Raw genomic sequence first — 25,863 nt, forward strand, 5'->3', positions numbered from 1 at the left:
AATGACCATGACGGCAAAGATCTTCATCGACGGCGAACACGGCACGACAGGGCTGCAGATCCGCACCCGTATGGCCGACCGCCGCGACGTCGAGCTCCTGTCGATCCCGGAAGCCGAACGGCGCAACGCGGCGATGCGCGAGGACCTGCTCAACAGCGCCGATATCGCGATCCTGTGCCTGCCGGACGAGGCTTCGAAAGAAGCCGTGACGATGCTTGCCGGCAACAACAACGTGCGGGTGATCGACACCTCCACTGCCTACCGCGTCGATCCGAACTGGGCCTATGGTTTTGCCGAGCTGGACAAGGCACAGGCCGACAAGATCAAGGCTGCCTGCAACGTCGCCAATCCCGGCTGCTATCCGACCGGCGCGATCGCGCTGCTGCGTCCGCTGCGCGCTGCCGGTCTCCTGCCTGACGGCTACCCGGTCTCGGTCAATGCGGTGTCCGGCTATACCGGCGGCGGCAAGCAGCTGATCGGCCAGATGGAAGACGCGTCACGCGAGGACGCGATCTCCGCCAACAACTTTCTCTACGGCCTGACGCTGAAGCACAAGCACGTGCCGGAGATGAAGGAACACGGCCTTCTCGATCGCGCGCCGCTGTTTTCGCCATCCGTCGGACGCTTCGCGCAGGGCATGATCGTACAGGTGCCGTTGTTCCTCGAAGACCTCAAGGATGGTGCCACAATCGAGAGCATTCATAGCGCCCTCGTCGCCCACTATGCGGGTCAGGATATCGTCACCGTCGTGCCGCTCGAGGAAAGCGCCAAGCTCGCCCGCGTCGATGCCGAGGAACTGGTCAACACCGACAGGATGAAGCTGTTCGTGTTCGGCGCGGCTGGCAGCCCGCATGTCAATCTCGTGGCGCTGCTCGACAATCTCGGCAAGGGTGCCTCCGGTGCCGCCGTCCAGAACATGGACCTGATGCTGTCGGCCTAAAGCATTCAGAATTTGAAATCAGAGCCGCGGTGAACTCAGTTCACCGCGGCTTTTCTGTCTTCAAGCGGGTACTCGCCGATGTAGCCGCGCCAGTGGGTGATGGCATAGCCGAGGACAACAAGGGCGCCGCCCTGATGCGCAAGCGCCAGATCGAGCGGCACCTGATAGACCAGCGTCAGGATGCCGATCACGGCCTGCAGACAGACCAGCAGGAACAGGATGACGGCGCGGCCCGTATGGACCGAACCCGGTGCTTTGGACAGTGACACGATCATATGGACCAGCGCTGCGGCCAGCAGCACATAGGCGCCGCAGCGGTGGACGAACTGCACGGTCTTCGGGTTCTCGAACAGATTGATCCACCAGGGATCGCGCAGGAAGAGGTCGGCCGGAACGAAGGCGCCATCCATCATCGGCCAGGTATTGTAGCTGAGGCCGGCGTCCAAGCCCGCGACGAGTGCGCCGAGATAGATCTGGAACAGCGCCAAAAACGCGAGGCCTCCAGCCGCGATATAGGAGTGACGCGTCGGGGCCGCCCCCTGCTTCTGGGGCGTGAGGCCGCGCATGATCCAGACGCAGGCGGAAAAGATAAGACTGGCGATGACCAGATGTGTGGCGAGCCGGTATTGCGACACGCTGACGAGCTTGGTGAGGCCCGACGACACCATCCACCAGCCGACAAAACCCTGAAATACGCCAAGTGCGAGCGTGCCGACCAGCGGCCAGCGCAGGCGTTTCTCGATGCGACCGGTCACCCAAAAGAAGATCAGCGGCACGGCGAAGACGAGACCGATCGAGCGCGCCAGGAAACGGTGCGCCCATTCCCACCAGAAGATCGTCTTGAACTCGTCCACCGTCATGCCGGCGTTGACCAGCTGGTATTGCGGGATGCGCTGATAGAGCTCGAACTCTTCCTGCCATTCTGCCGCATTGAGAGGCGGAATGACGCCGTGGATCGGTTTCCATTCAGTGATCGACAGACCCGAATCGGTCAGCCGGGTCGCGCCGCCCACAAGGACGAGGCAGAACAGCACGAAGACGACGAAGCCGAGCCAGATGCGGACCGATCTGCGGTCGCGCACGCGGCGTCTTGCTGCGGGATGGATGACATCGATGATGACGCTATCAGTCGCCGACATGCGGAAACTCCTGTCGCTCGAAGAAAGATTAGCCTTGCAAGCGCTTGAGAGCACCATGCGGGCGGTAATCTTTCCGCTCCTGGCGTTGATTTGCCCCAAGGACACGTGCAAAACAAGCCCCGATGCTTTGCGGCATCGCGTCGCGGGAGGAGAAACGCGTTGGTCCCACGCCTGAGAAGTTTCATCGGCACGATCATGATCATCGTGCTCGTCATCGTCTACGCGCTGGCTGCAACCACGGTCGCGACGCTGTTGCTCGCGACATCGCCGTGGTGGGTGCATTTCCTCTACTTCCTGTTGTCGGGGCTTTTGTGGATCCTGCCGGCCATGCTGATCATCAAGTGGATGGCGGGCGCACGGCCGAAAGTCTAGGTTATGCCTGGGTTCACCCCGCATTAACCAGCCGTGATAGTATTGGCGGCGGGCGGCACAGCAGTAAACCGATTGTTGGTGCACCCTGCCTATTCTTCCCGCTTGAAAGACAGCGGAGCGCGTCATGCAAACCTCGAGACTGATTGAAGAGCTTGCGCCGGCAGGGACATCGGGATCGCCTTCCCGTGGGACTGTCCCGTTGCGTTTCGCGCAGATCGAAATGGCAGTCGCGACGGACATGGCGGATCTGAAGTCCGACTGGCACCGTCTGCAGGCGATCAAGCTCAATTCGCTGCATCAGGGTTTCGACTGGTGCGAAGCCTGGGCGAAATCCCACGGTCGCACGCTCGCAGTCGTCGTCGGTCGTATCGACGGTCGCGCCGTGTTTATCCTGCCGCTCGATGTCGTGCTTGAAAAAGGCATCCGCGTCGCCCGCCTCCCCGGCAACCATTACAACAATCTCAATACCGGCCTGTTCGATCCGGCACTCGAGGTGGCTTCCGCTGCCGAGCTGAAGCCGTTCCTGCACATGCTGCGCACGGCGCTTTCTCCTTACGCCGATCTCGTGGTGCTCGATTGCGTGCCGCTCTCCTGGCGCGGCAGTCGGCATCCGCTGAGTGCTCTAGCAACGACCGAGAACCAGAACCATTCGTTCCAGCTACCGCTTTTTGCGAATTTCGAGACGACGCTTGCACAGCTCAATGCCAAGACGCGGCGCAAGAAATTCCGCTCACAGAGCCGTAAGATCGAAGCAGCCGGCGGCTACGATCACGTGATCGCGCTGAACGCGCACGAAAAGCACGCGCTGCTCGATACGTTCTTTCGACAGAAGGCGGCGCGGCTGAAGATGTTTGGCCTGCCCGATGTCTTCCACGCATCTGAGATCCGTGACTTCTTCCATCGCCTGATGGACGCGCCGAATGATGGGACAGACACGTCTCTCACCCTCCACGCGATCCGGATGCGCGGTGAGCACGAGGGCCATGTCGTCGCGATCGCAGGCGTATCGCGCAAGAGCGACCATGTGATCTGCCAGTTCAGCTCCATCGACGACAGCATCTGCCCCGAGGCAAGCCCCGGCGAATTGCTGTTCTGGCTGATGATCGAGAAAAGCTGCCGCGAAGGCGCGGCACTGTTCGATTTCGGCGTTGGCGACCAGCCCTACAAGCGCAGCTGGTGCAGCCAGGAGACCGTGCTGCACGATATTCTCATCGCCATCACACCGAAGGGTTCCGTCCTCAAACCGCTGATGGTTCTGGCAACGAGGGCGAAGGCTGCGGTGAAGCACAACCCGCGCCTTTACGCTCTTTTGCAGAAACTGCGGGCCGCCAAAACGAACAAGGCGGCCTGAAAGCCGCCTTGTAGATCGTGGTTCATGCGGAGTGGCTCACGCCACCTGTCGTCCAGCCTTGCGCGGCGAACTGCGGTCATTGGCGTCAGACATTACCAGCAGGTTGCGAATTCCCTCGCCTTGGAAGTCCTGGACGATCTTTGCGACATCCTCTTCCTTGAATTCAGGCACGGAGAGAATGACCTCCGCCTTTTCGTTGCGGGTCAGTCGCGACAGCATCGGCGCTTCCGCCGGGCCGCATTCGATCAGCACTAGATCATAGGCGTCTGCGAGTGCATCGACGACCATCGGCAGCCGGTCTGCGCCCCGCATGGCGCGAACCGGATCGGCAGAACCGAACGGGATGATATGCGCATCCGAGAGACGGTCCGGGTGGATGGCTTCCCCGAACGCAACCTCGCCGCACAGCAGATCGGTGATGCCGGCAAGCTTGACGTCCTGCGCCATCAGCCGTGTCGGGCAAGCCGAGCCGGTCATGTCGATCAGGGCGACGGTGCGACCGCGCTCCGAAATTTCACGGGCCAACATCACGGTCGCCGTCGAGCCTGCATCGCCACCGGGCGACACGACCAGGCCGATCGGCACCGCACGGCGCTGGAGGTAGCGGGCAACGGACGCGATCGTGAAGGATTCCTCCTCCCCGTCGTTCGCCGGCGTCGTGACGGCAATTTCTTCGACCGGTGGCTCGGCAGCGATCGAAGCCTCCTGCTTCAGGTCAACTTCCGCGCCCTTCGCGGCAGCGGCATCCTTGCGGGAGGCAGCCAGCATTTCCTTTGCCGCCGCGAACAGCCTGTGTTCGCGCTTTGGCCGATCTGCAACAGTTTCTGCCGCAACCGGAGCTGCGGCGGGTGTTGTTGCAACCAAAGCGCCGGCAGGGGTCGGTTCGGGCTCGGCCGGGGCCGGTTCGACTGCAGGCGTTGCGACCTCGTGTGGTGTCAGCAAGAAATCGTCCTCGCGACGGCGATTGAGAGGGCGGAGCGCCCGGCCGCTGAACAGTTCGGCGATGATGACGACCAGGCAGCTGACGATCAGTGTCGCAAGCGTCGACACGATGACGATCGGAATGACCTTCGGAAAGAAGGGTTCCGACGGTTCGACCGCGCTCGATACGATGCGGGCATCCGCAGGGCTTGAATTGGCGTCGCGGCGCGACGTCGCCTCGCGGTAGCGCACGAGATAGGTTTCGAGCAGCTGGCGCTGGGCGGACGCTTCGCGTTCAAGGGCCCGCAGCCCGACTTCCTCTTCACCCGCCTTGGCCGAATCAGCCTTCAAGCCGTTCATCTGCTGCGTCAGCTGACGCTCGCGGAGCCGTGCAATCTCTCTCTCGTTGTCGAGGCTTGCCAGGATCTTCTGGGTTTCACGCTCGATCTGCTGATTGATGCCGCTGAGCTGCGCGCGAAGTCCCCGAAGACGCGGATGGTTGTCGAGCAGGGATGTCGAGAGATCGTTGATCTGCGCCTGCAAATTGGTCTGGGTTTCCTTCAGACGCTGGATGACCTGCGATCCGGCAACATCCGCCAGCGTGTCCGAAGCGCGGCCAGCTCTCAAACCAGCGCGGACGTTTTCCGAACGGGCCTCGGCATTGGCGAGATCGGCGCGAACGCGGGCAAGTTCGGTCGAGATATCGTTCAACTGCTTGCTGGAAAAGCTGTTGGCTTCGCTGGTCTGGAAAAGTCCGTTCGAGGAGCGGTAGTCCGCCACCTTCTTTTCGGCATCGTTGACGCGGGTCGTCAGGTTGGCGATTTCCGGCTCCAGCCAGCGGGCGGTTTCGGCATGGGTGTCCACCTTCGAGCCACTCTGGATCTGAAGATAGGCTTCGGCCATCCGGTTCGGGACATCCGCCGCGAGCTTCGGATCATGCGATGCAAATTCGACGGCGATGACGCGCGAGCCCTCGACCGGATAGACCGACAGCTTTTCGCGGAACTTCTGGATGACCCGGTCTTCCGGATCTATCGCCATCGGATCCTGCTTCAGGCCGACCATCACCAGAAGGTCCGGCAGTGCCGACTGTCCAGCCGGGTCGAATTCCGGGAGATCGGAAAGCTTCAGATCGCGCGCAACCCGCTTGATGAGGTCGGTCGATTGCAGCAGCTGGGCCTGGCTGGTGATGTTGAGCGTGTCGAGAACCGGATCGTTGGAACTGCCTGCCCCTTCCCCGCCGGAGAGGTTCGGCGATCGCGATTCGATCAGCAGCCTGGTTTCGGCCTTGTAGCTGGGTTTGATCAGCGAGGCGCCGACCAACGCCAGCGCGCCCGCCGCGATCGTGACGGCGAGGATCTTCGCCTTGCGTTCCCAGACGGCCGCGATGACCTGCCTGAGGTCGATATCCACATCCTGATGGCCGCCGTTTACGCCAGACATTGCCCGCTCCAAACTGGTCTATTTGGGCGGACAGTAAATTATCATGGTAACGCTACAGTTAATGAGCCGCGGCTTCGAAGAAAAACCGGACTCTGATCTTGAAAGCATTATTTCCGAGGGTCGTCGCGCCTCTCTTTACCGGGCATTAACCCTAATGGATCGATAACAGGCTCGAAATCGTCGAACCACCACCCCGAGCCTGGGACGCGAACATGCTATTCGCCCAAGACAAGAAAAATCCGACGCGCAACCAGCGCGCCAAAACCGTTCTGGCTCTTGCGGCGGCAGCCGTTGCGATGACGCTGTCGGGCTGCGCCTCCTACAAACCGGCTCCCAAAAGCTTTCAGGAAGCGACGATCCAGCCTTACCGGCTGGACAGCGGCGATCGGCTACGTGTCAGCGTCTTCGAACAGCCGAGCCTTTCCAATACCTATACCGTCGATCAGGCCGGCTATATCGCCTTCCCGCTGATCGGTCAGATCACGGCCCGGGGCCAGACCATGCCGGCGCTCGAGGGTGCAATCGCCGCCAAGCTCAAGCAGGGCTATCTGCGCGATCCCGACGTGACGATCGAAATGGATCGTTACCGCCCGGTTTTCGTCATGGGCGAAGTCGGACGACCCGGACAGTATTCCTATGTGCCCGGCATGACGGCACAGAACGCCATCGCAATCGCCGGAGGCTTTACCTCTCGCGGAAACCAGCGCGATGTCGACGTCACACGCAAGATCAACGGCGAGGTCATCACGGGCCGTACGACGATTTCCTCACAGGTCCTCGCTGGCGACACGGTCTACGTCCGCGAGCGGCTGTTCTGACATCATCATGTCGGCTGAGGCCCCTCCCTTGCGCATCCTCCATTGTTTCAGGTCGCCCGTCGGCGGGATCTTCCGCCATGTGCGCGACCTGGTGGAAGAACATCGGGCTGCCGGCCACGAGGTCGGCATCCTCTGCGACAGCTCGACCGGTGGCGAGCACGAGGACAGGTTGTTCGACACGATCCGGCCGCAGCTTTCGCTTGGCCTGACACGAATTCCGATGCGCCGTTCGATCGCTCCTTCCGATCTTGCGGCACTCTACAGAAGCTACAAGCATATCAAGAGCTTGCGGCCGGACATATTGCACGGACACGGCGCCAAGGGCGGCGTTCTGGCGCGATTGATCGGCTCAGCCTTGCGGGTTAACAGGTATTGCGTGGCCCGCCTCTATTCGCCGCACGGCGGCAGTCTACATTTCGACCGGTCCAGTCTTTCGGGCAAGGTCGTGCTGCAGCTCGAACGGTTCCAGGAACGCTTCGGCGATGCCCTGGTCTTTGTCTGCGATTATGAGCGCCGCACCTACGAGGAAAAGGTCGGAAAACCGCTCAAGACCGCGCGTGTGATCTATAACGGAATTGGCGAGGCCGAGTTCGAGCCGGTACCGGCGGTCATTTCCGCGGTCGACTTTCTCTATATCGGCATGCTGCGCGACCTGAAGGGACCGGATGTCTTCATCGACGCCTTTGCCCGAACGGAACGCGCGGTCGGTCGGCCGCTCTCGGCGCTGATGGTCGGCGACGGTCCGGACCGTGAGCGCTATGAAGCCATGATTTCCGAACGTGGCCTTGGCCGCCGGCTGACGATGATGCCGGCCATGCCCGCCCGCAAGGCGTTTGCCCTTACAAATTTCGTCGTCGTTCCGTCGCGGGCGGAAGCGATGCCCTATATCGTGCTGGAAGCGCTCGCCGCCGGGAAGCCTGTCATCGCATCGCGTGTCGGCGGCATTCCCGAAGTGCTGGGTGTGAAAAGTGCGGCCCTTGCCGTCCCCGGCGACGCCACAAGCCTTTCCGACGTGATGACGCAGGCACTGCAGACACCGGAGTGGCATGACCGCGTCATGCCGAAGCCGTCCGATTTCAAGGCGGTGTTTTCCGCCTCCGTTATGGCGGACGACATGCTTCACTTGTACCAGGATCTACTCGGCCAAATCCCTGACCGAAGGTACAGCTAAAGGCTTCTTTAGCTTCTTTTTGCTACTGGACTGAGACTACTTCTGCGCCTTCGCGGCAGCTGAGTCGAGGATCCTGGCATGAGCCCGCTGAACAAGCCCGATGAATTCGACGTCGAAAGCCTTCGCCGCAAGGTCTCAGAGATGCGTGCGAGCGAGGAGAAGGAAGCGGGCGCGGTCCTCAATCCCTTCGCACGCCAGATCGCCCAGCAGTTCCGCGAAACCAGCTATTCGCCATCCCTGCTGGTCGGACTGATCCGGCTTACCGAATTTGCCGCGATCCTGATTGTCGGCCTCATCGTCGACCTGATCTACGGCGCGACCGAGATGTCGCTTTCCCGCCTGGTCATCATCACCTTCGGTTCTGCCATCACGCTTCTGCTTCTGCAGATTGCCGACACCTATCAGATCCCCTCCCTGAGGTCCGCCAACAGGACCTTGAAGCGGGTTCTCATCACATGGGCCTTCGGTTTTGTCCTGACCAATCTCGCGCTCAGCTTTGCCGCGGGCGGTTGGGTGCCCGTGACCGGTCTCATCGTCTGGTTCTTCGTCAGCTGCGTCGTCCTTGCCGCCGAGCGGAAGGCGATCGCGCTTGGCATCCGCCACTGGGCGCGCAACGGCGTGATGGAACGCCGCGCCGTAATCGTCGGCGGCGGCGAACCTGCCAAGCAACTGGTGCGCGCCCTGGAACGCCAGTCGGATAACGACATCCGCATCTGCGGCATCTTCGACGACCGCAACAGCGACCGCTCGCCGACCGTCGTTGCCGGCTACCCGAAGCTTGGTACCTTTGCCGAGCTTGTGGAATTCTCGCGCCTTGCCCGGATCGACATGCTGATCATCGCGCTTCCCGCCAGCGCCGAGCAGCGTATCCTGCAGCTTCTGCGCAAACTCTGGGTTCTGCCGGTCGATATCCGGCTTGCGGCGCATGCGAACCGCCTGCGCTTCCGCCCACGGGCCTATAGTCACGTCGGTACCGTTCCGATGTTCGATATTTTCGACAAGCCGATCCGCGACTGGGATTCGGTCGCAAAGCGCATCTTCGATATCGTCTTTGCCGTGTTCGCGATCGCCTGCCTCTGGCCCGTCATGCTGGCTGCCGGCATTGCCGTGAAGCTCAGCTCGAAAGGGCCGATGCTGTTTCGCCAAAAGCGCCACGGCTTCAACAATGAGATCATCAACGTTCTCAAATTCCGCTCGATGTACACGAGCATGAGCGACCAGACCGCGATCAAGGCCGTGACCAAGGGCGATCCGCGGGTCACGCCCGTCGGCCGGTTTCTGCGCAAGTCCTCGATCGACGAGCTACCGCAGCTGTTCAACGTGCTGAAAGGAGAGCTGTCTCTCGTTGGTCCCCGTCCGCATGCGGTCAGTGCCCAGACTGGCGAACGCAGATATGTGGACGTCGTCGAAGGCTACTTCGCCCGCCACCGCGTGAAACCCGGCGTGACTGGCTGGGCGCAGATCAACGGACTGCGCGGCGAGTTGGACAGCGACGAAAAGATCCGTGCCCGCACCGCCCACGATCTCGACTATATCGAGAACTGGTCGATTCTGTTCGATCTCAAGATCCTGTTCCTGACGCCAATCCGGCTTCTCAACACGGACAATGCATATTGACGTCGCTGGCCGCACATGAGACCCGGCCGTTCAACGTCCAGCTGGCCGTGTTCGCTCTCGTGGCAAACGGCATGCTGGCCTTTGGCGTCTTTCTGTCCGGCTTCGTCATGTCGGAGCCTGCCCCTTACGAACTGATGATGGTGGCCCAGATCGGCCTCTGGTTCCTGTTTGGGCTCAGGATCTCCCGGACGGTCGCGATGCTCATGGCGATGCTGCTGATCTTCAACATCAGCGGCCTGTTTTCCATCTTCGTAATGAAGGATTCGTCCGGCGCCGGTATGTATTATGCGGTCTCGATCTTTCTCGCGCTCACCGCCGTGTTCTTTGCAGCGGTCATAGAGAACGACCATCGGCGGCTGAAGATCATCTTTCATGCCTGGGTGGCGGCCGCCATCATCACGGCCACTCTCGGCATCCTCGGCTATTTCGACGCGTTTCCCGGGGCCCATGTCTTTACCCGCTATAACCGCGCCATGGGCGCCTTTCAGGACCCCAACGTGTTCGGCCCCTATCTGGTCGGCCCGCTCCTCTATCTCCTTTACCGCATGCTGACCGGCCCGGTCATCCGTACCCCCCTTCTCATCCTCGGCATGCTGGTGCTGGCGATCGGTATCTTCCTGTCGTTTTCACGCGCGGCCTGGGGCCTCCTGCTGTTCGGCGCCATCGCACTGATCGTCCTGATGCTCCTCAAGGAGCACACGACGGCATTCCGCCTGAAGATCCTGGTCATCTCGATTTGTGCCGGCGTGGCTCTCGTGCTCGCCCTTGCGATCGCTTTGCAGATCCCGCAGATCGCCGATCTGTTTTCCAATCGTGCGAAACTGGTGCAGGATTACGACGGCGCGCGGCTTGGTCGCTTCGAGCGGCATAAGATCGGCTTCCTGATGGCGATGGAGCGACCGCTCGGCATGGGACCGATGGCGCTTGGAAAAATCTTCGGCGAAGACGAGCACAATATCTGGCTGAAGACACTCACGACCTATGGCTGGGTGGGTGCGGTGACGTATCAGATCATGATCTGGTCCAGCCTGTGGATGGGTTTCCGCTATATGCTGCGCGAGAGGCCGTGGCAGCCTTTTCTGATGATTGCATGGGTCCTGATCCTGGGACATGCGATGATCGGAAACGTCATCGACACGGACCACTGGCGGCACTTCTATCTCTCGCTCGGCATTCTCTGGGCCTGCGTCGCTCTGGAAAACCGCTATCAGCGAAACACCACTGCGGCGATGCCGCCGTTACAGGCCTGAGTTGTTGCCTCTAGCGCAAGTCCTTGACATTGGTTCGCGTTGCGCCAGATTTCTCGTATGTTGACCGCATCACAAATTCGCGCTGCGCGCGCACTCACCGGCATCTCGAAAGACGCGCTTTGCGCCGCTTCGGGCCTGTCCGCCGTCGAATTCGACAACGCGGAGGCCCATGACGCCCTGCCCGACCCAACCATCAGTGAGAGGCTGAGGGCATTCTTCGAGACAAGGGGCGTTATCTTCCTGGCAGCCGGCGATGGCGGATCCGGAATGGGACCGGGTGTGAGACTGAAGCAAGACGGTCAGGAAGAGGGCATGCGTCCCGAAGATCTCAACGCCGCAAACGACGATTGAAAAAAATCTGAAACTCGCTGGAACATATTGAGCTCATAGGCGTTTCTCGGCCAGAATTGCATAGTCGGGGAAATTTATGACGCGTTCCAATAATCTGTACTTCATCATCGGCGCTCTCGTTGTTCTGGTCGTCGGTCTGGGGTTCTATGTCTACCGCGAAGAAACCAAGCCTAAGGGCGTAGAATTCAGCATCGGCCAGGATGGCGTCAAGGTCGAGGAAAAGTAGTTTTTCCGGGAAAACCGAGCTTAAGAAGTTTCTCTATTAAACGTCGTTTTTATATGCACTGGATATTGGAGGATACCATCCTCCAATATCTGTGAGGGGGCACAATGTCGCATATTACACCCGTCGATCTTCAGCAGTCCGGAATGAAGAAGGTGTGGAGCGTAACTGACTTCGCCCGCCGTTACCGTCTCGACAAGGACGAGGAAAACCGTCTTCTGCAGCTCCTGGGGTCGTTTGCTTCCGAGCAGGAGCTTCTGATGAATGCGAGCCGGACAGCGCGTTTTCGCTAACGCGAACTACTATCGCGTCTGCTACGCCTATACTTGCTGATTGATCGCAGGCGGAACTTTACCACTCACAAATCAGTTAAATCTCCGTGAATATCTTGCGCCGCAGGCCCTGCCCCGGCTCCATACACGGAGGATACAATGATCAATGTTTTCGCTAAGGCAGGCCTCGCCTTGGCCTTGTCCGTCTGCACCCTTGGTGCGGCCACTGCCCCGGCATCGGCCCAAGACGTACAGCTGCGCATCGGACCTGACGGCGTGCGCCCGGTAATCCGCGACAGGGATCGCGATTACGACAGACGCGATCGCCGCATGGGCTGCAGCCCTGGCGAAGCACGCGCCGCCGCTCGTGACGAAGGCTTCCGTCAGACGGAGATCGTCCGCGCCACTCGCCGCAGCATCACCGTCCAGGGCATGACCCGTCGGGGTCCCGACCGGATCACCTTCGCCAATCGCCCTGGTTGCCCGGAAATCTAAGACTGACTGAAAAGGCCCCGCAAGTGCGGGGCCTTTTTTTGCTCGAGCTATATCTCGACAACAGCGGCAAAAATGAAAAAGGGTCAGCTCGTGTTTCGGAGCTGACCCTTTTAGATCGAAACGCACTGGCCGTTACCGCCAGAAATCCAGAACTTAGAATACGAATGCGTAGAGCAGCACGATTACAAGGATCGGAACGCCCATCGCCCAAAGTACAACACCCTTCAACATCACATTCTCCTTTGTTTTCCTATCTGACAACGCGTCGGGAACACTGACGTTCCAGCCAAATGCAAATTGTAGTCAGATAAGTCGAACGCGGTTCGGGATGATCCATCATTCGTTCACAGGTTCTGGTGAGTGACGTCGCAACAGGTTGGCGTGACGAGAGACGAGTTCGCCCATGGCGAGCTCAGGTCAAAGCGGCTCTGGGGGAGCCTGTCGCCGAAGGAAGAATGGTCGGAATGGCCGGATTCGAACCGACGACCCCTTGACCCCCAGTCAAGTGCGCTACCGGGCTGCGCTACATTCCGCCACATCGCTTCGAGCCGGCGGACCGGCGTCGCGTGAAGCATGCATTCCATACTGACATGATCTTCACCACGCAAGGAAAAAATCGGCTTTCAGTGGATCCTGGATCGAAGGTCTTGCTTCAACAAGAAAGCCGGCCCCATTGTCTGGGGCCGGCCTGTCAGGACGCCTTGGCGACTACCCTATCAGTAGGGCGAGTAGCACAGCTGGCGCGGGCCGTTATAGGGCTGGAACGTATTGTCGTAAGCCCTGTAGGACCGGTAGCGGTTGGCGCACCAATTGACGTGCGCGCTATTGGCGTTCACGTAACGACGTGGCTGCACGTAACGCGGCTCGGCGTAGCGCGGCTGGGATGCAATGGCACCGCCAATCAGAGCGCCGGCAGCAAGACCGCCGATGATCGCACCCGAATTGTGGCCACGGTAGTGGCGACCGCGATAATAGTCGCCGCGGCGGTAGTCGCGATGGTGACGATAGTAGCGACGACCTTCCCAACGATCACGATGCCGCCACTGAACCTGCTGGACCTGATCAACGCTCTGCGGCGCTTCGATGGTCTTCGGTGCGTTGACGACAGGGAAGGCGTGTGCCGGTACCATGCTCGTCAGTGCCGTCATGGCCGAGACGACAATGATTGCGAGTTTTTTCACGTTTGCATCTCCTCTTGTGTTTCCTCGTAGGTAAATGTTGTACCTTCGCGTTTGAACCAGAGGTGAACGGTAAATTTACAGTGAGTTCATGTAAGCAGGTATCGGATCAACGAACCTGGTCCAGCAGGCGCTTGCATTCCAGAAGGTCAAACAGTGCCTCCTGCAGCAAGGCACGGTCTTCCTTGCCGACACTCGATTTTCCAACCGAGACTTCCAACTGGTCCTCCCCGGCACCGCCGAAACCGAAGAACCGGCCGCTCGGCTTTACCTTCGGGCGCCCGACGACCTGATCTTCTTCCTGGGTGGAAATTTTCGGCTCGGCATTCTTCTCGCTGTTGGCCGCCATGATGGCTTCCATCGTGGCGATATCACCCGATGCGATTGCTGAGACGAACTTGTTGCCATTCGTCTTCAGGAGCTTCTGAACGCCCTTGATCGTGTATCCGTGGTCGTAGAGAAGGTGACGTATCCCCTTCAACAGATCCACGTCCTCCGGGCGGTAGTAGCGACGGCCGCCTCCCCGCTTCATCGGCTTGATTTGCGGAAACCGCGTTTCCCAGAAGCGCAGCACGTGTTGCGGCAGGTCGAGATCGTCAGCGACTTCGCTGATGGTGCGGAATGCGTCCGGGCTCTTGTCCAAGTGTCAATCTCCAGGGATCGAACGGCCGTGCGGCGCGAAAGGGGTCAGCACGAAAGGCTGGACGAGGATTATGCGTCGAATCGCACATTTCTCAACGGCTTGCACCGAAAGATTCAAGTGTGTTCACAAGATTGGTGTTTTGGCAGGGGTGCCAGCGTGCAAAACGGGCGTGTCAGCTCGCAGGGCTTGCCGGCTTCTGCTTGACCTTGCGCAATGTGTGCGCCTTGAGGATGCGTTGCTTCAAAACATTGGATGCCTTGAAGGTCATCACCCGGCGGGGTGAGATCGGTACTTCCTCGCCTGTCTTCGGATTGCGACCGATGCGCTCGTTCTTGGCGCGCACCTGAAATGTCGCAAACGACGAAAGCTTGACCATTTCGCCGCGAACGATGGCGTTGCAGATTTCGTCGATTACCGTTTCGACGAGTTCCGCCGATTCCGTGCGAGAGAGGCCAACCTTGCGAAAAACCGATTCCGCCAGATCCGCGCGTGTGACTGTCTTGCCGGCCATGGTCCCCCGCCTGATTTAATGTGATATTATCAAAGCCCGCAAACAGTATTTTGGTTGTGCCCCACGGTCAAGCGCCCCCGGGCCAAGCATCTGTTCGGCATTGATTATTTCATAATATGGCTCAGGTTTTCAGCCGGCATCACCAGCGGATCAGGACGGCCCCCCAGGTGAAGCCGCCACCCATGGCTTCCAGCATCACAAGATCGCCCTTCTTGATGCGACCGTCGGCACAGGCAACTGAAAGCGCAAGCGGGATCGATGCCGCCGACGTGTTGCCGTGAATGTCGACGGTGACGACGACTTTCTCGGTGGGAATGTTGAGCTTCTTGGCAGATCCATCAATGATACGACGGTTGGCCTGGTGCGGTACCAGCCAGTCGATATCCTCGGCAGTCGTGCCGGTCGCCTCGAATGCGTCCTCGATCACGTCGGTGATCATAGCCACCGCATGCTTGAAGACCTCACGGCCTTCCATCTTCAGGTGCCCGACCGTGCCGGTCGTCGATGGGCCGCCATCGACGTAGAGCTTGTCCTTGTGGGATCCGTCCGAGCGCAGATGCGCCGTCAGGATACCGCGGTCGGCAATCGTGCCCTCGCCTTCCTGAGCCTCCAGCACAACGGCGCCGGCCCCATCGCCGAACAGCACGCAGGTGGTGCGGTCGTTCCAGTCCAGAATGCGGGAAAAGGTTTCGGCGCCGATCACCAGCGCGCGCTTCGCAAGCCCGCCACGCAGGTGGAGGTCTGCCGTCGTCATCGCGTAAACGAAGCCGCTGCAGACCGCCTGCATGTCGAAAGCGTAGCCATGCTTCATGCCGAGCCGGTTCTGGATCTCGACGGCGGTCGCGGGAAAGGTGTTGTTCGGCGTCGAAGTCGCCAGAAGGACCAGATCGATGTCATCAGGTGTCAGGCCGGCATTATCGAGCGCTGCCCGCGCTGCCTTCTCACCGAGCGATGCCGTCGTTTCGTCGTCGCCGGCGATGTAGCGCTGGGTGATGCCGGTGCGCTGGACGATCCACTCGTCCGACGTGTCGACCATCGTCTCCAGCTCGCGATTGGTGACGACCCGTTTCGGGAGCGCTGCCCCGTAACCGCGAACAACTGATCGAATCATAGTCAAATCACATCCTAACGTCATGCGGCTTCAGGGCCGGCCGGCGGCAGGCGTCTGGCATGATAAATCTTCAAATCCTGCGAAATTTTGGCGTTGAGGTCGTTTCGCGCCATGTCGTAGCCGACTGCGATCGCGGCTGCGATGCCTTCGGCGTTGGCGCTACCGTGGCTCTTGATCACAATACCGTTGAGGCCGAGAAAGACGCCACCATTGACCTTGTTCGGGTCCATCTTCTCGCGCAGTCGATCGAATGCAGGCTTGGCCAGCAGATAGCCGATCCGGGCAAGAAGCGTGCGCGACATGGATTCGCGCAGAAGCGTGGCGATCTGGCGCGCAGTTCCCTCGGCGGTCTTCAGAGCGATATTGCCGGTAAAGCCTTCGGTCACCACAACGTCGACAGTGCCCCTGCCGATGTCGTCGCCCTCGACGAAGCCGTGATAGGAGAGATGCGGCAGGTTGGCTTCGCGGATAAGCCGACCGGCTTCCTTCACCTCTTCCTGCCCCTTGACCTCTTCGACACCCACATTGAGAAGCCCGACGGTGGGGCAATCCACTTCGAATAGGGCCCGCGCCATAGCGCCGCCCATCAGCGCGAAATCGAGCAGCTGCTGGCTGTCAGCGCCGATCGTCGCGCCGATATCGAGAACGATGCTTTCGCCCTTCAGCGTCGGCCAGATGCCTGCAATTGCAGGGCGTTCGATACTCGCCAACGTGCGAAGACAGAATTTCGACATTGCCATCAGCGCACCGGTATTGCCGGCGGACACAACGACATCGGCTTCGCCAAGCTTCACGGCTTCGATGGAACGCCACATGGTCGAGACATAGCGACCACGGCGTAGCGCCGCACTCGGCTTCTCGTCCATGGCAACGGCCAGTTCGCACGCGTGGAACACGGACCGCTCGCGCAATTTCGGATAGCGTGCAAGCCACGGCTCGCATTCGGCTTTCAGTCCGTAGAGGAGAAAACTGACGTCGGGATGGCGTTCGAGCGCCTTCGCGGCGCCCGCCATGACAACCTCGGGGCCAAAGTCGCCACCCATGGCGTCAATCGAAATTCTGATCACGCGTCCCTGATCCTTGTTTTAACCGGCCGCACGCGCCTGCAACGAATGCCTGCGCCGACTTTTGCTTCTTCAGTGGGCACGCTCATGCGCCGCCCTGCCGGCGAAATCGTGGCCAAAATATAGGTTTTGTTTCTGCTTACAACCGGTCTCAGTCTTTTTTCCAATCCTTGAGCGCGGCAAACGGATTGGGTTTGGTCGCCGGATCGTTCGGGTCGCTCTCGATATGGTCCTTGAAATCGATGCCCTGCCTGCGCGGATAAGGGTCTATCGCCAGTGCCACGAACTCGGCAACGACCTCGCCCGCATCGATCGTATCGCCGACAAACATTTCCGGCAGGTCCGGACCATCAGGATCGACCACCATCTCGGCGCTTTCGGCAGTGACGACGCGCGCAAGCTTGGATCCCTCAGGCACGAAGACCTGATCGAAATCTTCTGAAATGGTCGACGACACAGGATCAAGCGTCACCACGCAAGCCTGGGTGACAGCGGCCTTGACGTGGCCCTTGAGGCGCACGCCGTCCTTCTTCCAGCGGGCAATGTAGATTTCCGCCTTCAACGAATTGACCGATACGACGTCCCAGAGAACGGCCAAGTCCTTCCGTTCGTTTTCATCGGCTTCGACAGTAACGGTGACCGGATTGGCGGAAATATTTCCAACCTTCACGGCATAGGAGAACGGAGGCTTGCCGCCTCTAGCTTTGCTGGGTTCTTGATCGCTTTTCATTGTTCCTCGCCTTCCCGGACCGGCTGCGGCACGACCAGCAGCCCACGGGAAATCGTATCTTCCGAGACCGCTGACATAGCGGTTTCGGTGGTTGTCATCCAGTGCGCAAGTGCGCTCATGTCTTGTATATCGGTGGCTTTAGGATGGATATTACGATGCAGCGCTGCGGCAAGCGCGGTTTCGTCGCCGCTGTCGAGAGCTGCGGCGTAGGTTTCTAGCCGACCGTAGAACATGCCCGCGAGCTTCTTCATCCGCTTCGGAACCCCCTGGTCGCCGATGCCGAGCTCGCGAATCGAATGGTCGATATCCTGAAAGAAGGCATCGACGATCTCCTGCGCCAGTTCCTGCCCGCTCGGCCCCGACTTCGCCGTCCGGCGAAAAAACAGGATCATCACGATGGACAGCATTTCAAACCGGCCCATCACGGTATCGGGTACGCCGAAATCCTCGTAGAACACGGGGATGCGCGCTGCCGACGTCAGGGCGTAGTATTGCCGGTTGACGATGGTCTGATTGCTGTTTTTCTTTTTGAACAGGCCGAATATCATCGTGTTTCCTGCATTTGCCTTCATGTTTGCGTCATGGTCGAAGCTGGCGATGTTGCATGCAAACGAAAGCTGGTTTACCGAAGCAGGCACGAATTGCAATGCATTCGCCATCGGCGGGCTTCGGTTCGGCTATCCGGAAGCGGCAGTCAGCTGTCCCCGGAATAGCCACAATGGTATGAGCAGCAGAGTAACCGGCTTCCGCCGGCACATCGACATGTGGGGGATACCGTTGAAGAAGCGGGTTTTCGGATACGAAATGAAAGCGTTGAGCAAAACGGCGGCGGCCCTTGTCGTTGCATCGATTGCAGTTTCCGGCTGCACATCCATGGAAATCGGCGACACGATGTACAACGGCTATGTCGTTGACCAGCAGTCGCTGAACCTGATCCCTGTCGGTTCAAGCCGCGAGCAGGTGATCCTGACCATGGGTACACCGTCGACGACCGCGACCTTCGATACGGAAGTGTTCTATTACATTTCCCAGAAGCGCCACCGTCGGGCAGCCTTCATGAAGCCGCAGATCGTCGAGCAGAGCGTGCTTGCCATCTATTTCGACAAGAACGGCGTGGTCGCACAGCGCGCCAACTACGCACTTCAGGACGGCAAGGTGTTCGACACGATCTCGCGCACGACGCCAACCGGCGGCCGCGACCTTACCTTCCTGCAGCAGCTTCTGTCGGGTGGTTCCGGAGCAGCAAGCGGCGGTGCCGGCCAGATCCGCAACATGCTGCAGAGCATGGGCAACTAACAAGCGCATTTCCGAATATCAAAAAGCCCGCGATACCAATGGTACCGCGGGCTTTCTTTTGTCTGTGTGAGACCTGGTTCTAGTGGGCGAGAACCGCCAGCAGCAGAAGGGCGACGATGTTGGTGATCTTGATCGCCGGATTGACGGCAGGGCCTGCCGTATCCTTGTAGGGATCGCCCACCGTATCGCCTGTCACCGAAGCCTTGTGGGCTTCGGATCCCTTCATGTGGCGCGTGCCGTCCTTATCGACGAAACCGTCCTCGAAGCTTTTCTTGGCATTGTCCCAGGCGCCGCCGCCCGAGGTCATCGAGATCGCGACGAACAGGCCGTTGATGATGACGCCGAGAAGCGAGGCACCGAGCGCTGCAAAGGCGGACGCCTTGTCGCCGCCCGAGACGAGAAGCACACCGAAATAGACGAAGATCGGCGCGAGAACCGGGAGCAGCGACGGCACGATCATTTCGCGAATCGCAGCCTTGGTCAGGATATCGACCGCGCGGCCGTAGTCGGGCTTTTCCGTTCCTTGCATGATGCCGGGCTTTTCGCGGAACTGCCGGCGAACTTCCTCGACAATCGAGCTTGCCGCCTTGCCGACCGCCGTCATGGCGATGCCGCCGAACAGATACGGGATGAGACCGCCAAACAGCAGGCCCGCCACCACATACGGATTCGACAGGCTGAACGAGATCTGGCCTACCCCCTGGAAGTACGGATATTTATCGGCGTTTGCCACGAAGTACTGGAGATCGTTGGCATAGGCCGCAAACAGCACCAGTGCGCCGAGACCGGCTGAGCCGATCGCGTAGCCCTTGGTGACGGCCTTGGTCGTATTGCCGACGGCATCCAGAGCATCCGTGGCTTTCCGAACATCCGGCGGCAGATGCGCCATTTCGGCAATGCCGCCGGCATTGTCGGTGACAGGGCCGAAGGCATCGAGTGCCACGATCATTCCGGCAAGGCCGAGCATGGCGGTGACGGCGATGCCTGTGCCGAACAGTCCGGCGAGCTGATAGGTGGAGATGATGCCACCGACGATGACGAGTGCCGGCAGTGCGGTCGATTCCAGCGAGACGGCCAGCCCCTGGATGACGTTGGTGCCGTGGCCCGTGACGGAAGCCTGGGCGATGGAATTGACCGGCCGCTTGTTGGTGCCGGTATAGTATTCGGTGATCACAACGATCAGTGCCGTCACCACGAGCCCGACAAGGCCACAGGCAAACAGTCTGGCGCCGGTGATGTCCATGCCGGCAACCGTGCCGATCATTCCCCAGCCAATGGTGATCGAGGTCGCGATCGCAAGCCCGACGATGGACAGCAGCCCCGTCACGATCAGTCCCTTGTAGAGGGCGCCCATGATCGAGCCGTTTGTGCCGAGCTTGACGAAGAACGTGCCGACGATCGAGGTGATGATGCAGGTGCCGCAGATCGCCAGCGGATAGAGCATCGCCTGGTCGATGACGGCGCTGCCGGCAAAGAAGATTGCCGCGAGCACCATGGTCGCAACGACCGAGACTGCGTAGGTCTCGAACAGGTCGGCCGCCATGCCGGCGCAGTCACCGACATTGTCGCCCACATTGTCGGCGATCGTTGCCGGGTTGCGTGGATCGTCTTCCGGAATACCGGCTTCCACCTTGCCGACGAGATCGCCGCCGACATCGGCGCCTTTGGTGAAGATGCCGCCGCCAAGGCGCGCGAAGATTGAGATCAGCGAGGCGCCGAAGCCGAGTGCCACAAGGGCATCGATCACTTCGCGTGAACCGACCGCATGGCCGAGCACGGTTGTCAGGATGAAAAAGTAGATGGACACGCCGAGCAGTGCGAGGCCCGCGACAAGCATGCCGGTGATGGCGCCAGACTTGAAGGCAATGTCGAGACCTGCTGCCAGACTATGGGATGCCGCCTGCGCCGTGCGCACATTGGCCCGCACCGAGACGTGCATGCCGATGAAGCCGGCAGCGCCCGAGAGAACGGCGCCGATGATGAAGCCGATGGCTGCCGTGCCAGACAGAAGAAACCATGTGAGACCCGCAACCAGCACACCGACGATGGCAATCGTCATATACTGGCGAGACAGATAGGCCTGTGCGCCTTCGCGGATGTAACCGGCGATCTCCTGCATCCGCTGATTGCCTTGATCGGCGGCAAGTACGGAACGCGTGGCCCATGCAGCATAAATGATCGACAGCAGACCGCAGACGATCACACCTAGAATTACAGTCATGCGAATTTTCCTCTCCCTGACCGGCTGCGGCCGATGCCGCCCCGGCATTCTGCACCCTCCAGCAACGGCTTTCCCCTCCCAAGGAACGCAGCTGTTGCCATGCGCGGGTGAGATTGCGGTGAGGAACAACCGCCGTCAAGCGCTACGACGGTAATAGAACCGGGTCAGTTGGCTTTTGCGACGGGCCTGCGCAGCATCAGCGCCAGAATGAGAAGAAGGCAGAAGATCGCGACCGGCCAGATCACCAGGTTGATGAATGACCAGCCCCAGGTGACGAACACCTTGCCCGAGGAGAAGGAGGACAGCGCCACCGTGCCGAAGAGGACGATGTCGTGAAACCCCTGCACCTTGTCGGCCTCCTGCGGGCGATAGCTGGAGGCGACGATCGTGGTCGAGCCGATGAAACCGAAATTCCAACCTATCCCAAGGAGGACCAGCGCCAGCCAAAAATTCCACAATTCTACGCCCATATGGGCAACGATCGCGCAGCCCATCAGCGTGACGAGGCCGGCGGCGACCACTTTTTCCGCTCCGAAGCGGGTGATCAGCAGGCCGGTGAAAAAGCTTGGGCCGAACATGGCGAGCACATGCCACTGAATGCCGAGCGCCGCCAGTTCTGTCGGAAAGCCGCAGCCGATCACCATGGCGAGCGGCGCACCAGTCATCACGAAGGTCATCAGCGCGTAGGTGCAGATACCGCAGACCATGCCGGTCATGAACCGCTGCGTCACGACGATTTCCCGCAGCGACCGTGCCGGCGGCTGCTGGGTTGAGAGCGACGCATCCGCCTTGGTCGGAAGGTGCAGGAAGGCCATGATGCAGATACCGGCAAGGCAGAGCGGGATCAGCATCAGGAACGCACCGGCGAAGGTCACCGGCGCCAGCCAATCCTTTGCGGCGATGGAGAGCTGCGGTCCGACGATCGCCGAGACGATACCGGCCCCGAGGATCCAGGAGATGGCTCGCGGCTTATAGGCTTTGGGAGAAATATCGGCAGCGGCGAAGCGGATCTTCTGGGTGAAGCCGGCGCAGGACCCGACCAGCAGAAGCGCGAAGGCAAACAGCCAGAAATCACCACGAAACAGCGCGATTGCCGCAAGCCCGCCGCCGATCGCGCCGAGCATTCCGCCCGACATGAAGGCCGCCTTGCGGCCCAGGAACTTGGACGCGATGGCAATCAGCACCGCACCGACGGCGGTGCCGAGGTTGAACGCGGTGATCGGCGCTGTCGCGAGCGACTTGTCGTCGCCGAGAAGCTGATAGCCGGCAAGAGCGCCGATCGACACGGTCAGAGGTGTGGCAGACCCCAGGATGGCCTGGGTGCCTGCGAGCAGAAAGACGCTGCGGCGGGCGGTGCTCAAGTCAATTCTTTGACGCTCGACCGCTTCGTCCATCTGATGCTCTTTCCGGGATGTTACTTCTTCGCGTCGCCGCGGATTTGCTTGGCAATCCGGTCGAGAACCGCATTGACGACCTTCGGCTCATCTTCCTCGAAGAACGCGCGGGCAATCTCGACATACTCGGTAACGATGACGGCCACCGGGACATCCTTGCGCTCGACGATCTCGAACGTTCCGGCACGCAGGATGGCGCGCAGGGTCGAATCGATCCGCGACAGCAGCCAGTCTTCCTGGAGAGCCGAGCGGATCAGCGGGTCGATCTTGTCCTGATCGCGCACGACGCCGGCGACGATCGAGCGGAACCAGGAGGCATCCGCCTTCAGATAGGTATCGCCGTCGAGTTCCTGGCCGAGGCGATGGGTCTCGTACTCAGCCACGACCTCGAGAACGCCGGTGCCGCCGACATCCATCTGATACAGGGCCTGAACGGCTGCCAAACGCGCCGCGCCACGCTGATTTGCCGGCTTGACCGGATGCTCGCCTTCTTTGGACATTCTATCAACCACCATTGAGCTTTTCGCGCAGTGCGATCATGGTGAGGCAGGCACGGGCCGCAAAGCCGCCCTTGTCCTTCTCGGACCGCTTGATGCGCACCCAGGCCTGCTCGTCGTTCTCGACGGTCATGATGCCGTTGCCGATCGCCAGCGATTCGGAGACCGCAAGATCCATCAGCGCGCGCGAGGATTCGTTCGAGACGATGTCGAAATGGTAGGTTTCGCCACGGATGACCATGCCGAGCGCGACAAAGCCGTCATAGGACGTGCCGTCCTGATCGCCGGCATCGAGCGCCATGGCGATTGCCGGCGGAATTTCGAGGGCTCCCGGAACCGTCACCACGTCGTAGGTCGCACCCGCATCCTTGAGAGCGGTCGTTGCGCCATCGAGCAGCGCGTCCGCCATGTCGTCATAAAACCGTGCTTCCACGATCAGGATGTGAGGTGCGTGTTCTTGCGGCATGATTTCACCTTGGTTACATCGGCGCGTTGGGCGACAAGCCGAATAGTCGGCGGTCAAAACATGCCCGGCCGGGATTGGCAAGTGGTTTTCGCTGAACGCTGCGTTGCAGGGCGCGAATACCTATTGTGCAACGTCATCGGGGCGGAACAGGAGGAGCGCAGCTTAACCGCTGCCGCCTGTTTCCGCATGTCGTTGGGTCGGCCTCAGCCCGTCGGGAACTGGGCCAGCCTGGCTGCGTAACGAGCCATCGTGTCCACTTCGAAATTGACGAAGTCGCCCGCCTTGCGATCGCCCCATGTGGTGACGCCCAGCGTGTGCCTGATCAGCAGCACGTCGAAATCGGTGCCATCGACCGCATTGACGGTCAGGGATGTGCCATCGAGCGCAACCGAACCCTTCGGCGCGACGAAGCGGGCGAGACTTTCCGGCGCCCGAAGGCGAATGCGGACTGCTTCGCCTTCCGAGGTCACGGACAGGATCTCCGCCTTACCGTCGACATGGCCGGAGACGATGTGGCCGCCCAGTTCGTCGCCGATCTTCAGCGCCCGCTCCAGATTGACGCGGGTACCGGATGTCCAGCCAGCGATCGTTGTCAGCCGCAGCGCTTCTTCCCAGGCTTCCACCTCGAACCAGCGCTCATTGCTGCCGTCCTCAGGCAAGTTGGTCACGGTCAGGCAAACACCGCCATGGGCGATCGAGGCACCCATCGCGATCGTCTTCGGATCGTAGCTGGTGGCGATACGGAGCTTGACGCCCTCGTCCATCGGGGTCGTCGCCGCTACGGTTCCGACATCGGTGACAATTCCGGTAAACATCGACGACCTCTATGACTGCTCGATTTTCTGGAAATCGTAGGAACGGTCGGGACCGAACGTATCCTCACGAACCAGCTGGAAACCCTCCGGCATATCGGATGGCGACAGAGGCGATTCAAGACCGCCCTCGCCCACCATCGTCGGCCCCTGCGACAGCACGATCCGATCGACGAGGCCGGCATCCAGAAAGGCCTTGCCAACCGTTGCGCCGCCTTCGACGAATAGAAGGGAAATTCCGCGTGTCGCCAACTGGTCGAGAAGTGCTGCGAGATCGCCTGCCTCGATCACATCCACACCTGCGGCCAGAAGTTTCTCGCGCTTTTCGGCCTCTTGCGAGACCGGCACGCAGGCGACGATCACAGGCACGTCGCGGGCAGACTTCACCAGAAGGCTGTCGAGCGGCAGTTCGAGACGGCGATCTAGAATAATGCGGACGGGCGATCTGTCGCTCATCTCGGGAAGCCGGACCGTCAGTTGCGGATCGTCGGAACGGACGGTTCCCATACCAACCAGGATCGCATCGCTTTCGGCGCGCATGACATGCACCTGGGCACGGGCGAGCGGCCCGGTGATCAGTACTTCCTCGCCACGGCGTCCCAGCATGCCGTCGGCCGAGACGGCAAGCTTGAGCGTGACGAAAGGGCGGTGACGGATCTGGCGGGAGAGATAACCGGCGAGCGCGCGCTTGCCGTCATCTTCCATGAGGCCAAGCTCGGTCGCGATGCCGGCATCGTGCAGGATCTTCAATCCCTGACCGGAGACGCGCGGATCGGGATCGGCGACGCTGACGACAACGCGGGAAACACCGGCCGCCACGAGCGCATTGGCGCAGGGCGGGGTCTTGCCGTGATGGGCGCAAGGTTCCAGCGTCACATAGGCGGTCGCCCCCCTCGCCTTCTCGCCGGCAACGGCGAGCGCGCGGGCTTCCGCATGTGGTCGGCCATCGCGGGCCGTGACCGCTGCACCAACAATGGCACCATCCCTGACGAGCACGCAGCCGACCGATGGATTGGTCATGGTCTGGCCTTCATGCCAGCGCGACAGCCTCAGCGCTGCGGCCATGAACCGCTGGTCGTCGGCCTCCGACATGGCGTCAGGACTCCAGCCCGGGATCGCGGGCAATCTTGGCGTTGATCTCGGAAATCACTTTCTCGAAGTCCTCCGCATGGGAGAAGTCGCGATAGACGGATGCGTAGCGCACGAAGGCGACGTCATCGAGGCTTTTCAGCGATTCGAGCACCTGGAGGCCGATCTCTTCGGAGGAGATTTCGCTCTCGCCCGAGCTTTCGAGGCGCCGGACGATGCCGGAGACGGCGCGCTCGATGCGGTCGGGATCGACGGGCCGCTTGCGCAGCGCAATCTGGAACGACCGCACCAGCTTGTTGCGGTCGAACGGTACCTTGCGGCCGGTCTTCTTCGACACCAGCAGCTCGCGCAACTGCACGCGCTCGAATGTCGTGAAGCGACCGCCGCAGTCAGGGCAAATGCGCCGCCGCCTTATGGAGGTGAAATCCTCGGCCGGACGCGAGTCCTTGACCTGGGTATCTTCCGAACCGCAATAGGGGCAGCGCATC

General features: G+C 60.6%; 28 protein-coding genes and 1 tRNA gene. 12 read left to right on the forward strand and 17 right to left on the reverse strand.

What is annotated here, in order from left to right; genetic code table 11:
- Positions 1–7: 7 nt before the first annotated feature.
- Entirely contained in the window at positions 8–940 is a 933-nt protein-coding gene (gene argC, locus ACQY1L_RS09020; RefSeq protein WP_430240714.1) for an N-acetyl-gamma-glutamyl-phosphate reductase, read from the forward strand.
- 35 nt (positions 941–975) lie between these two features.
- Here the strand turns inward: argC and ACQY1L_RS09025 are convergent, their stop codons facing one another.
- Complete coding sequence (locus tag ACQY1L_RS09025) at positions 976–2,079, reverse strand: COX15/CtaA family protein (protein ID WP_430240715.1); 1,104 nt, start codon at positions 2,077–2,079, stop codon at positions 976–978.
- 159 nt (positions 2,080–2,238) lie between these two features.
- Here ACQY1L_RS09025 and ACQY1L_RS09030 point away from each other — a divergent pair, with 159 nt between their 5' ends.
- The gene (locus ACQY1L_RS09030) at positions 2,239–2,451 is read left to right on the forward strand and encodes a DUF2842 domain-containing protein (RefSeq protein WP_062453259.1); all 213 of its coding nucleotides are present in this window, start codon (positions 2,239–2,241) and stop codon (positions 2,449–2,451) included.
- Between the two features lie 124 nt (positions 2,452–2,575).
- Entirely contained in the window at positions 2,576–3,802 is a 1,227-nt protein-coding gene (locus ACQY1L_RS09035; protein ID WP_430240716.1) for a GNAT family N-acetyltransferase, read from the forward strand.
- A gap of 36 nt (positions 3,803–3,838) precedes the next feature.
- On the opposite strand, the gene ACQY1L_RS09040 is transcribed toward ACQY1L_RS09035, so the two are convergent.
- The gene (locus ACQY1L_RS09040; protein WP_430240717.1) at positions 3,839–6,166 is read right to left on the reverse strand and encodes an exopolysaccharide transport family protein; all 2,328 of its coding nucleotides are present in this window, start codon (positions 6,164–6,166) and stop codon (positions 3,839–3,841) included.
- Positions 6,167–6,462: 296 nt separating this feature from the next.
- Here ACQY1L_RS09040 and ACQY1L_RS09045 point away from each other — a divergent pair, with 296 nt between their 5' ends.
- From ACQY1L_RS09045 to ACQY1L_RS09080, 8 genes are all read left to right on the forward strand, one after another.
- A complete protein-coding gene (locus ACQY1L_RS09045; protein ID WP_430243873.1) occupies positions 6,463–6,984 on the forward strand; it encodes a polysaccharide biosynthesis/export family protein in 522 nt (173 codons plus the stop codon).
- A gap of 7 nt (positions 6,985–6,991) precedes the next feature.
- The gene (locus tag ACQY1L_RS09050) at positions 6,992–8,155 is read left to right on the forward strand and encodes a glycosyltransferase family 4 protein (protein ID WP_092661951.1); all 1,164 of its coding nucleotides are present in this window, start codon (positions 6,992–6,994) and stop codon (positions 8,153–8,155) included.
- Positions 8,156–8,233: 78 nt separating this feature from the next.
- Positions 8,234–9,772 (forward strand): undecaprenyl-phosphate glucose phosphotransferase, encoded by a 1,539-nt coding sequence (locus ACQY1L_RS09055; protein WP_430240718.1) that lies wholly within the window; start codon positions 8,234–8,236, stop codon positions 9,770–9,772.
- Positions 9,769–11,022: an O-antigen ligase family protein gene (locus tag ACQY1L_RS09060; protein WP_430261840.1), complete on the forward strand. Its 1,254-nt coding sequence runs from the start codon at positions 9,769–9,771 to the stop codon at positions 11,020–11,022. Before ACQY1L_RS09055 ends, ACQY1L_RS09060 begins: the two co-directional genes overlap by 4 nt.
- Positions 11,023–11,079: 57 nt before the next feature.
- Positions 11,080–11,373: a DNA-binding protein gene (locus ACQY1L_RS09065; protein WP_174195963.1), complete on the forward strand. Its 294-nt coding sequence runs from the start codon at positions 11,080–11,082 to the stop codon at positions 11,371–11,373.
- Positions 11,374–11,449: 76 nt separating this feature from the next.
- Entirely contained in the window at positions 11,450–11,599 is a 150-nt protein-coding gene (locus ACQY1L_RS09070) for a hypothetical protein (RefSeq protein WP_092661949.1), read from the forward strand.
- 104 nt (positions 11,600–11,703) lie between these two features.
- Entirely contained in the window at positions 11,704–11,889 is a 186-nt protein-coding gene (locus ACQY1L_RS09075) for a hypothetical protein (protein ID WP_062453266.1), read from the forward strand.
- A 138-nt stretch (positions 11,890–12,027) separates the two neighbouring features.
- Positions 12,028–12,363, forward strand: a complete 336-nt coding sequence (locus tag ACQY1L_RS09080; RefSeq protein ID WP_062579960.1) for a hypothetical protein — start codon at positions 12,028–12,030, stop codon at positions 12,361–12,363.
- Between the two features lie 456 nt (positions 12,364–12,819).
- On the opposite strand, the gene ACQY1L_RS09085 is transcribed toward ACQY1L_RS09080, so the two are convergent.
- The 8 genes from ACQY1L_RS09085 to ACQY1L_RS09120 all read right to left on the reverse strand — a co-directional run bounded on the left by ACQY1L_RS09085 (position 12,820) and on the right by ACQY1L_RS09120 (position 18,148).
- Positions 12,820–12,896, reverse strand: a tRNA-Pro gene (locus tag ACQY1L_RS09085).
- 183 nt (positions 12,897–13,079) lie between these two features.
- On the reverse strand, positions 13,080–13,544 hold the full coding sequence (locus tag ACQY1L_RS09090; RefSeq protein ID WP_062579958.1) for a BA14K family protein: 465 nt from the start codon (positions 13,542–13,544) through the stop codon (positions 13,080–13,082).
- 106 nt (positions 13,545–13,650) lie between these two features.
- Entirely contained in the window at positions 13,651–14,184 is a 534-nt protein-coding gene (locus ACQY1L_RS09095; RefSeq protein ID WP_062453269.1) for a MerR family transcriptional regulator, read from the reverse strand.
- Between the two features lie 172 nt (positions 14,185–14,356).
- Positions 14,357–14,695 (reverse strand): integration host factor subunit alpha, encoded by a 339-nt coding sequence (locus ACQY1L_RS09100; protein WP_062453270.1) that lies wholly within the window; start codon positions 14,693–14,695, stop codon positions 14,357–14,359.
- Positions 14,696–14,834: 139 nt separating this feature from the next.
- Complete coding sequence (locus ACQY1L_RS09105; RefSeq protein WP_062453271.1) at positions 14,835–15,806, reverse strand: beta-ketoacyl-ACP synthase III; 972 nt, start codon at positions 15,804–15,806, stop codon at positions 14,835–14,837.
- A 20-nt stretch (positions 15,807–15,826) separates the two neighbouring features.
- Positions 15,827–16,873 (reverse strand): phosphate acyltransferase PlsX, encoded by a 1,047-nt coding sequence (plsX, locus tag ACQY1L_RS09110; RefSeq protein WP_062453272.1) that lies wholly within the window; start codon positions 16,871–16,873, stop codon positions 15,827–15,829.
- Between the two features lie 148 nt (positions 16,874–17,021).
- Entirely contained in the window at positions 17,022–17,600 is a 579-nt protein-coding gene (locus tag ACQY1L_RS09115; RefSeq protein ID WP_430240720.1) for a YceD family protein, read from the reverse strand.
- The gene (locus ACQY1L_RS09120) at positions 17,597–18,148 is read right to left on the reverse strand and encodes a ubiquinol-cytochrome C chaperone family protein (RefSeq protein ID WP_062579953.1); all 552 of its coding nucleotides are present in this window, start codon (positions 18,146–18,148) and stop codon (positions 17,597–17,599) included. Before ACQY1L_RS09120 ends, ACQY1L_RS09115 begins: the two co-directional genes overlap by 4 nt.
- A 223-nt stretch (positions 18,149–18,371) precedes the next feature.
- Here ACQY1L_RS09120 and ACQY1L_RS09125 point away from each other — a divergent pair, with 223 nt between their 5' ends.
- The gene (locus tag ACQY1L_RS09125; protein WP_062454732.1) at positions 18,372–18,896 is read left to right on the forward strand and encodes an outer membrane protein assembly factor BamE; all 525 of its coding nucleotides are present in this window, start codon (positions 18,372–18,374) and stop codon (positions 18,894–18,896) included.
- 79 nt (positions 18,897–18,975) lie between these two features.
- Here ACQY1L_RS09125 and ACQY1L_RS09130 read toward each other — a convergent pair whose 3' ends face one another.
- The 7 genes from ACQY1L_RS09130 to nrdR form a co-directional block, all read right to left on the reverse strand.
- The gene (locus ACQY1L_RS09130; RefSeq protein WP_430240721.1) at positions 18,976–21,117 is read right to left on the reverse strand and encodes a sodium-translocating pyrophosphatase; all 2,142 of its coding nucleotides are present in this window, start codon (positions 21,115–21,117) and stop codon (positions 18,976–18,978) included.
- A gap of 164 nt (positions 21,118–21,281) precedes the next feature.
- Positions 21,282–22,511, reverse strand: a complete 1,230-nt coding sequence (locus ACQY1L_RS09135) for an MFS transporter (RefSeq protein WP_430240722.1) — start codon at positions 22,509–22,511, stop codon at positions 21,282–21,284.
- Between the two features lie 20 nt (positions 22,512–22,531).
- Positions 22,532–23,011, reverse strand: a complete 480-nt coding sequence (gene nusB / locus ACQY1L_RS09140) for a transcription antitermination factor NusB (protein WP_162728352.1) — start codon at positions 23,009–23,011, stop codon at positions 22,532–22,534.
- Positions 23,012–23,015: 4 nt separating this feature from the next.
- A complete protein-coding gene (gene ribH / locus ACQY1L_RS09145) occupies positions 23,016–23,474 on the reverse strand; it encodes a 6,7-dimethyl-8-ribityllumazine synthase (RefSeq protein WP_062453278.1) in 459 nt (152 codons plus the stop codon).
- Positions 23,475–23,677: 203 nt separating this feature from the next.
- Positions 23,678–24,289, reverse strand: a complete 612-nt coding sequence (locus ACQY1L_RS09150) for a riboflavin synthase (RefSeq protein WP_430240723.1) — start codon at positions 24,287–24,289, stop codon at positions 23,678–23,680.
- Between the two features lie 9 nt (positions 24,290–24,298).
- Positions 24,299–25,378, reverse strand: a complete 1,080-nt coding sequence (gene ribD, locus ACQY1L_RS09155; protein WP_062453280.1) for a bifunctional diaminohydroxyphosphoribosylaminopyrimidine deaminase/5-amino-6-(5-phosphoribosylamino)uracil reductase RibD — start codon at positions 25,376–25,378, stop codon at positions 24,299–24,301.
- A gap of 4 nt (positions 25,379–25,382) precedes the next feature.
- Entirely contained in the window at positions 25,383–25,862 is a 480-nt protein-coding gene (nrdR, locus tag ACQY1L_RS09160; RefSeq protein WP_062453281.1) for a transcriptional regulator NrdR, read from the reverse strand.
- Position 25,863: the final 1 nt, after the last annotated feature.

Source organism: Neorhizobium sp. DAR64862/K0K3 (assembly GCF_050500185.1).
In the GTDB taxonomy this organism is placed as follows: Bacteria; Pseudomonadota; Alphaproteobacteria; order Rhizobiales; family Rhizobiaceae; genus Neorhizobium; species Neorhizobium soli.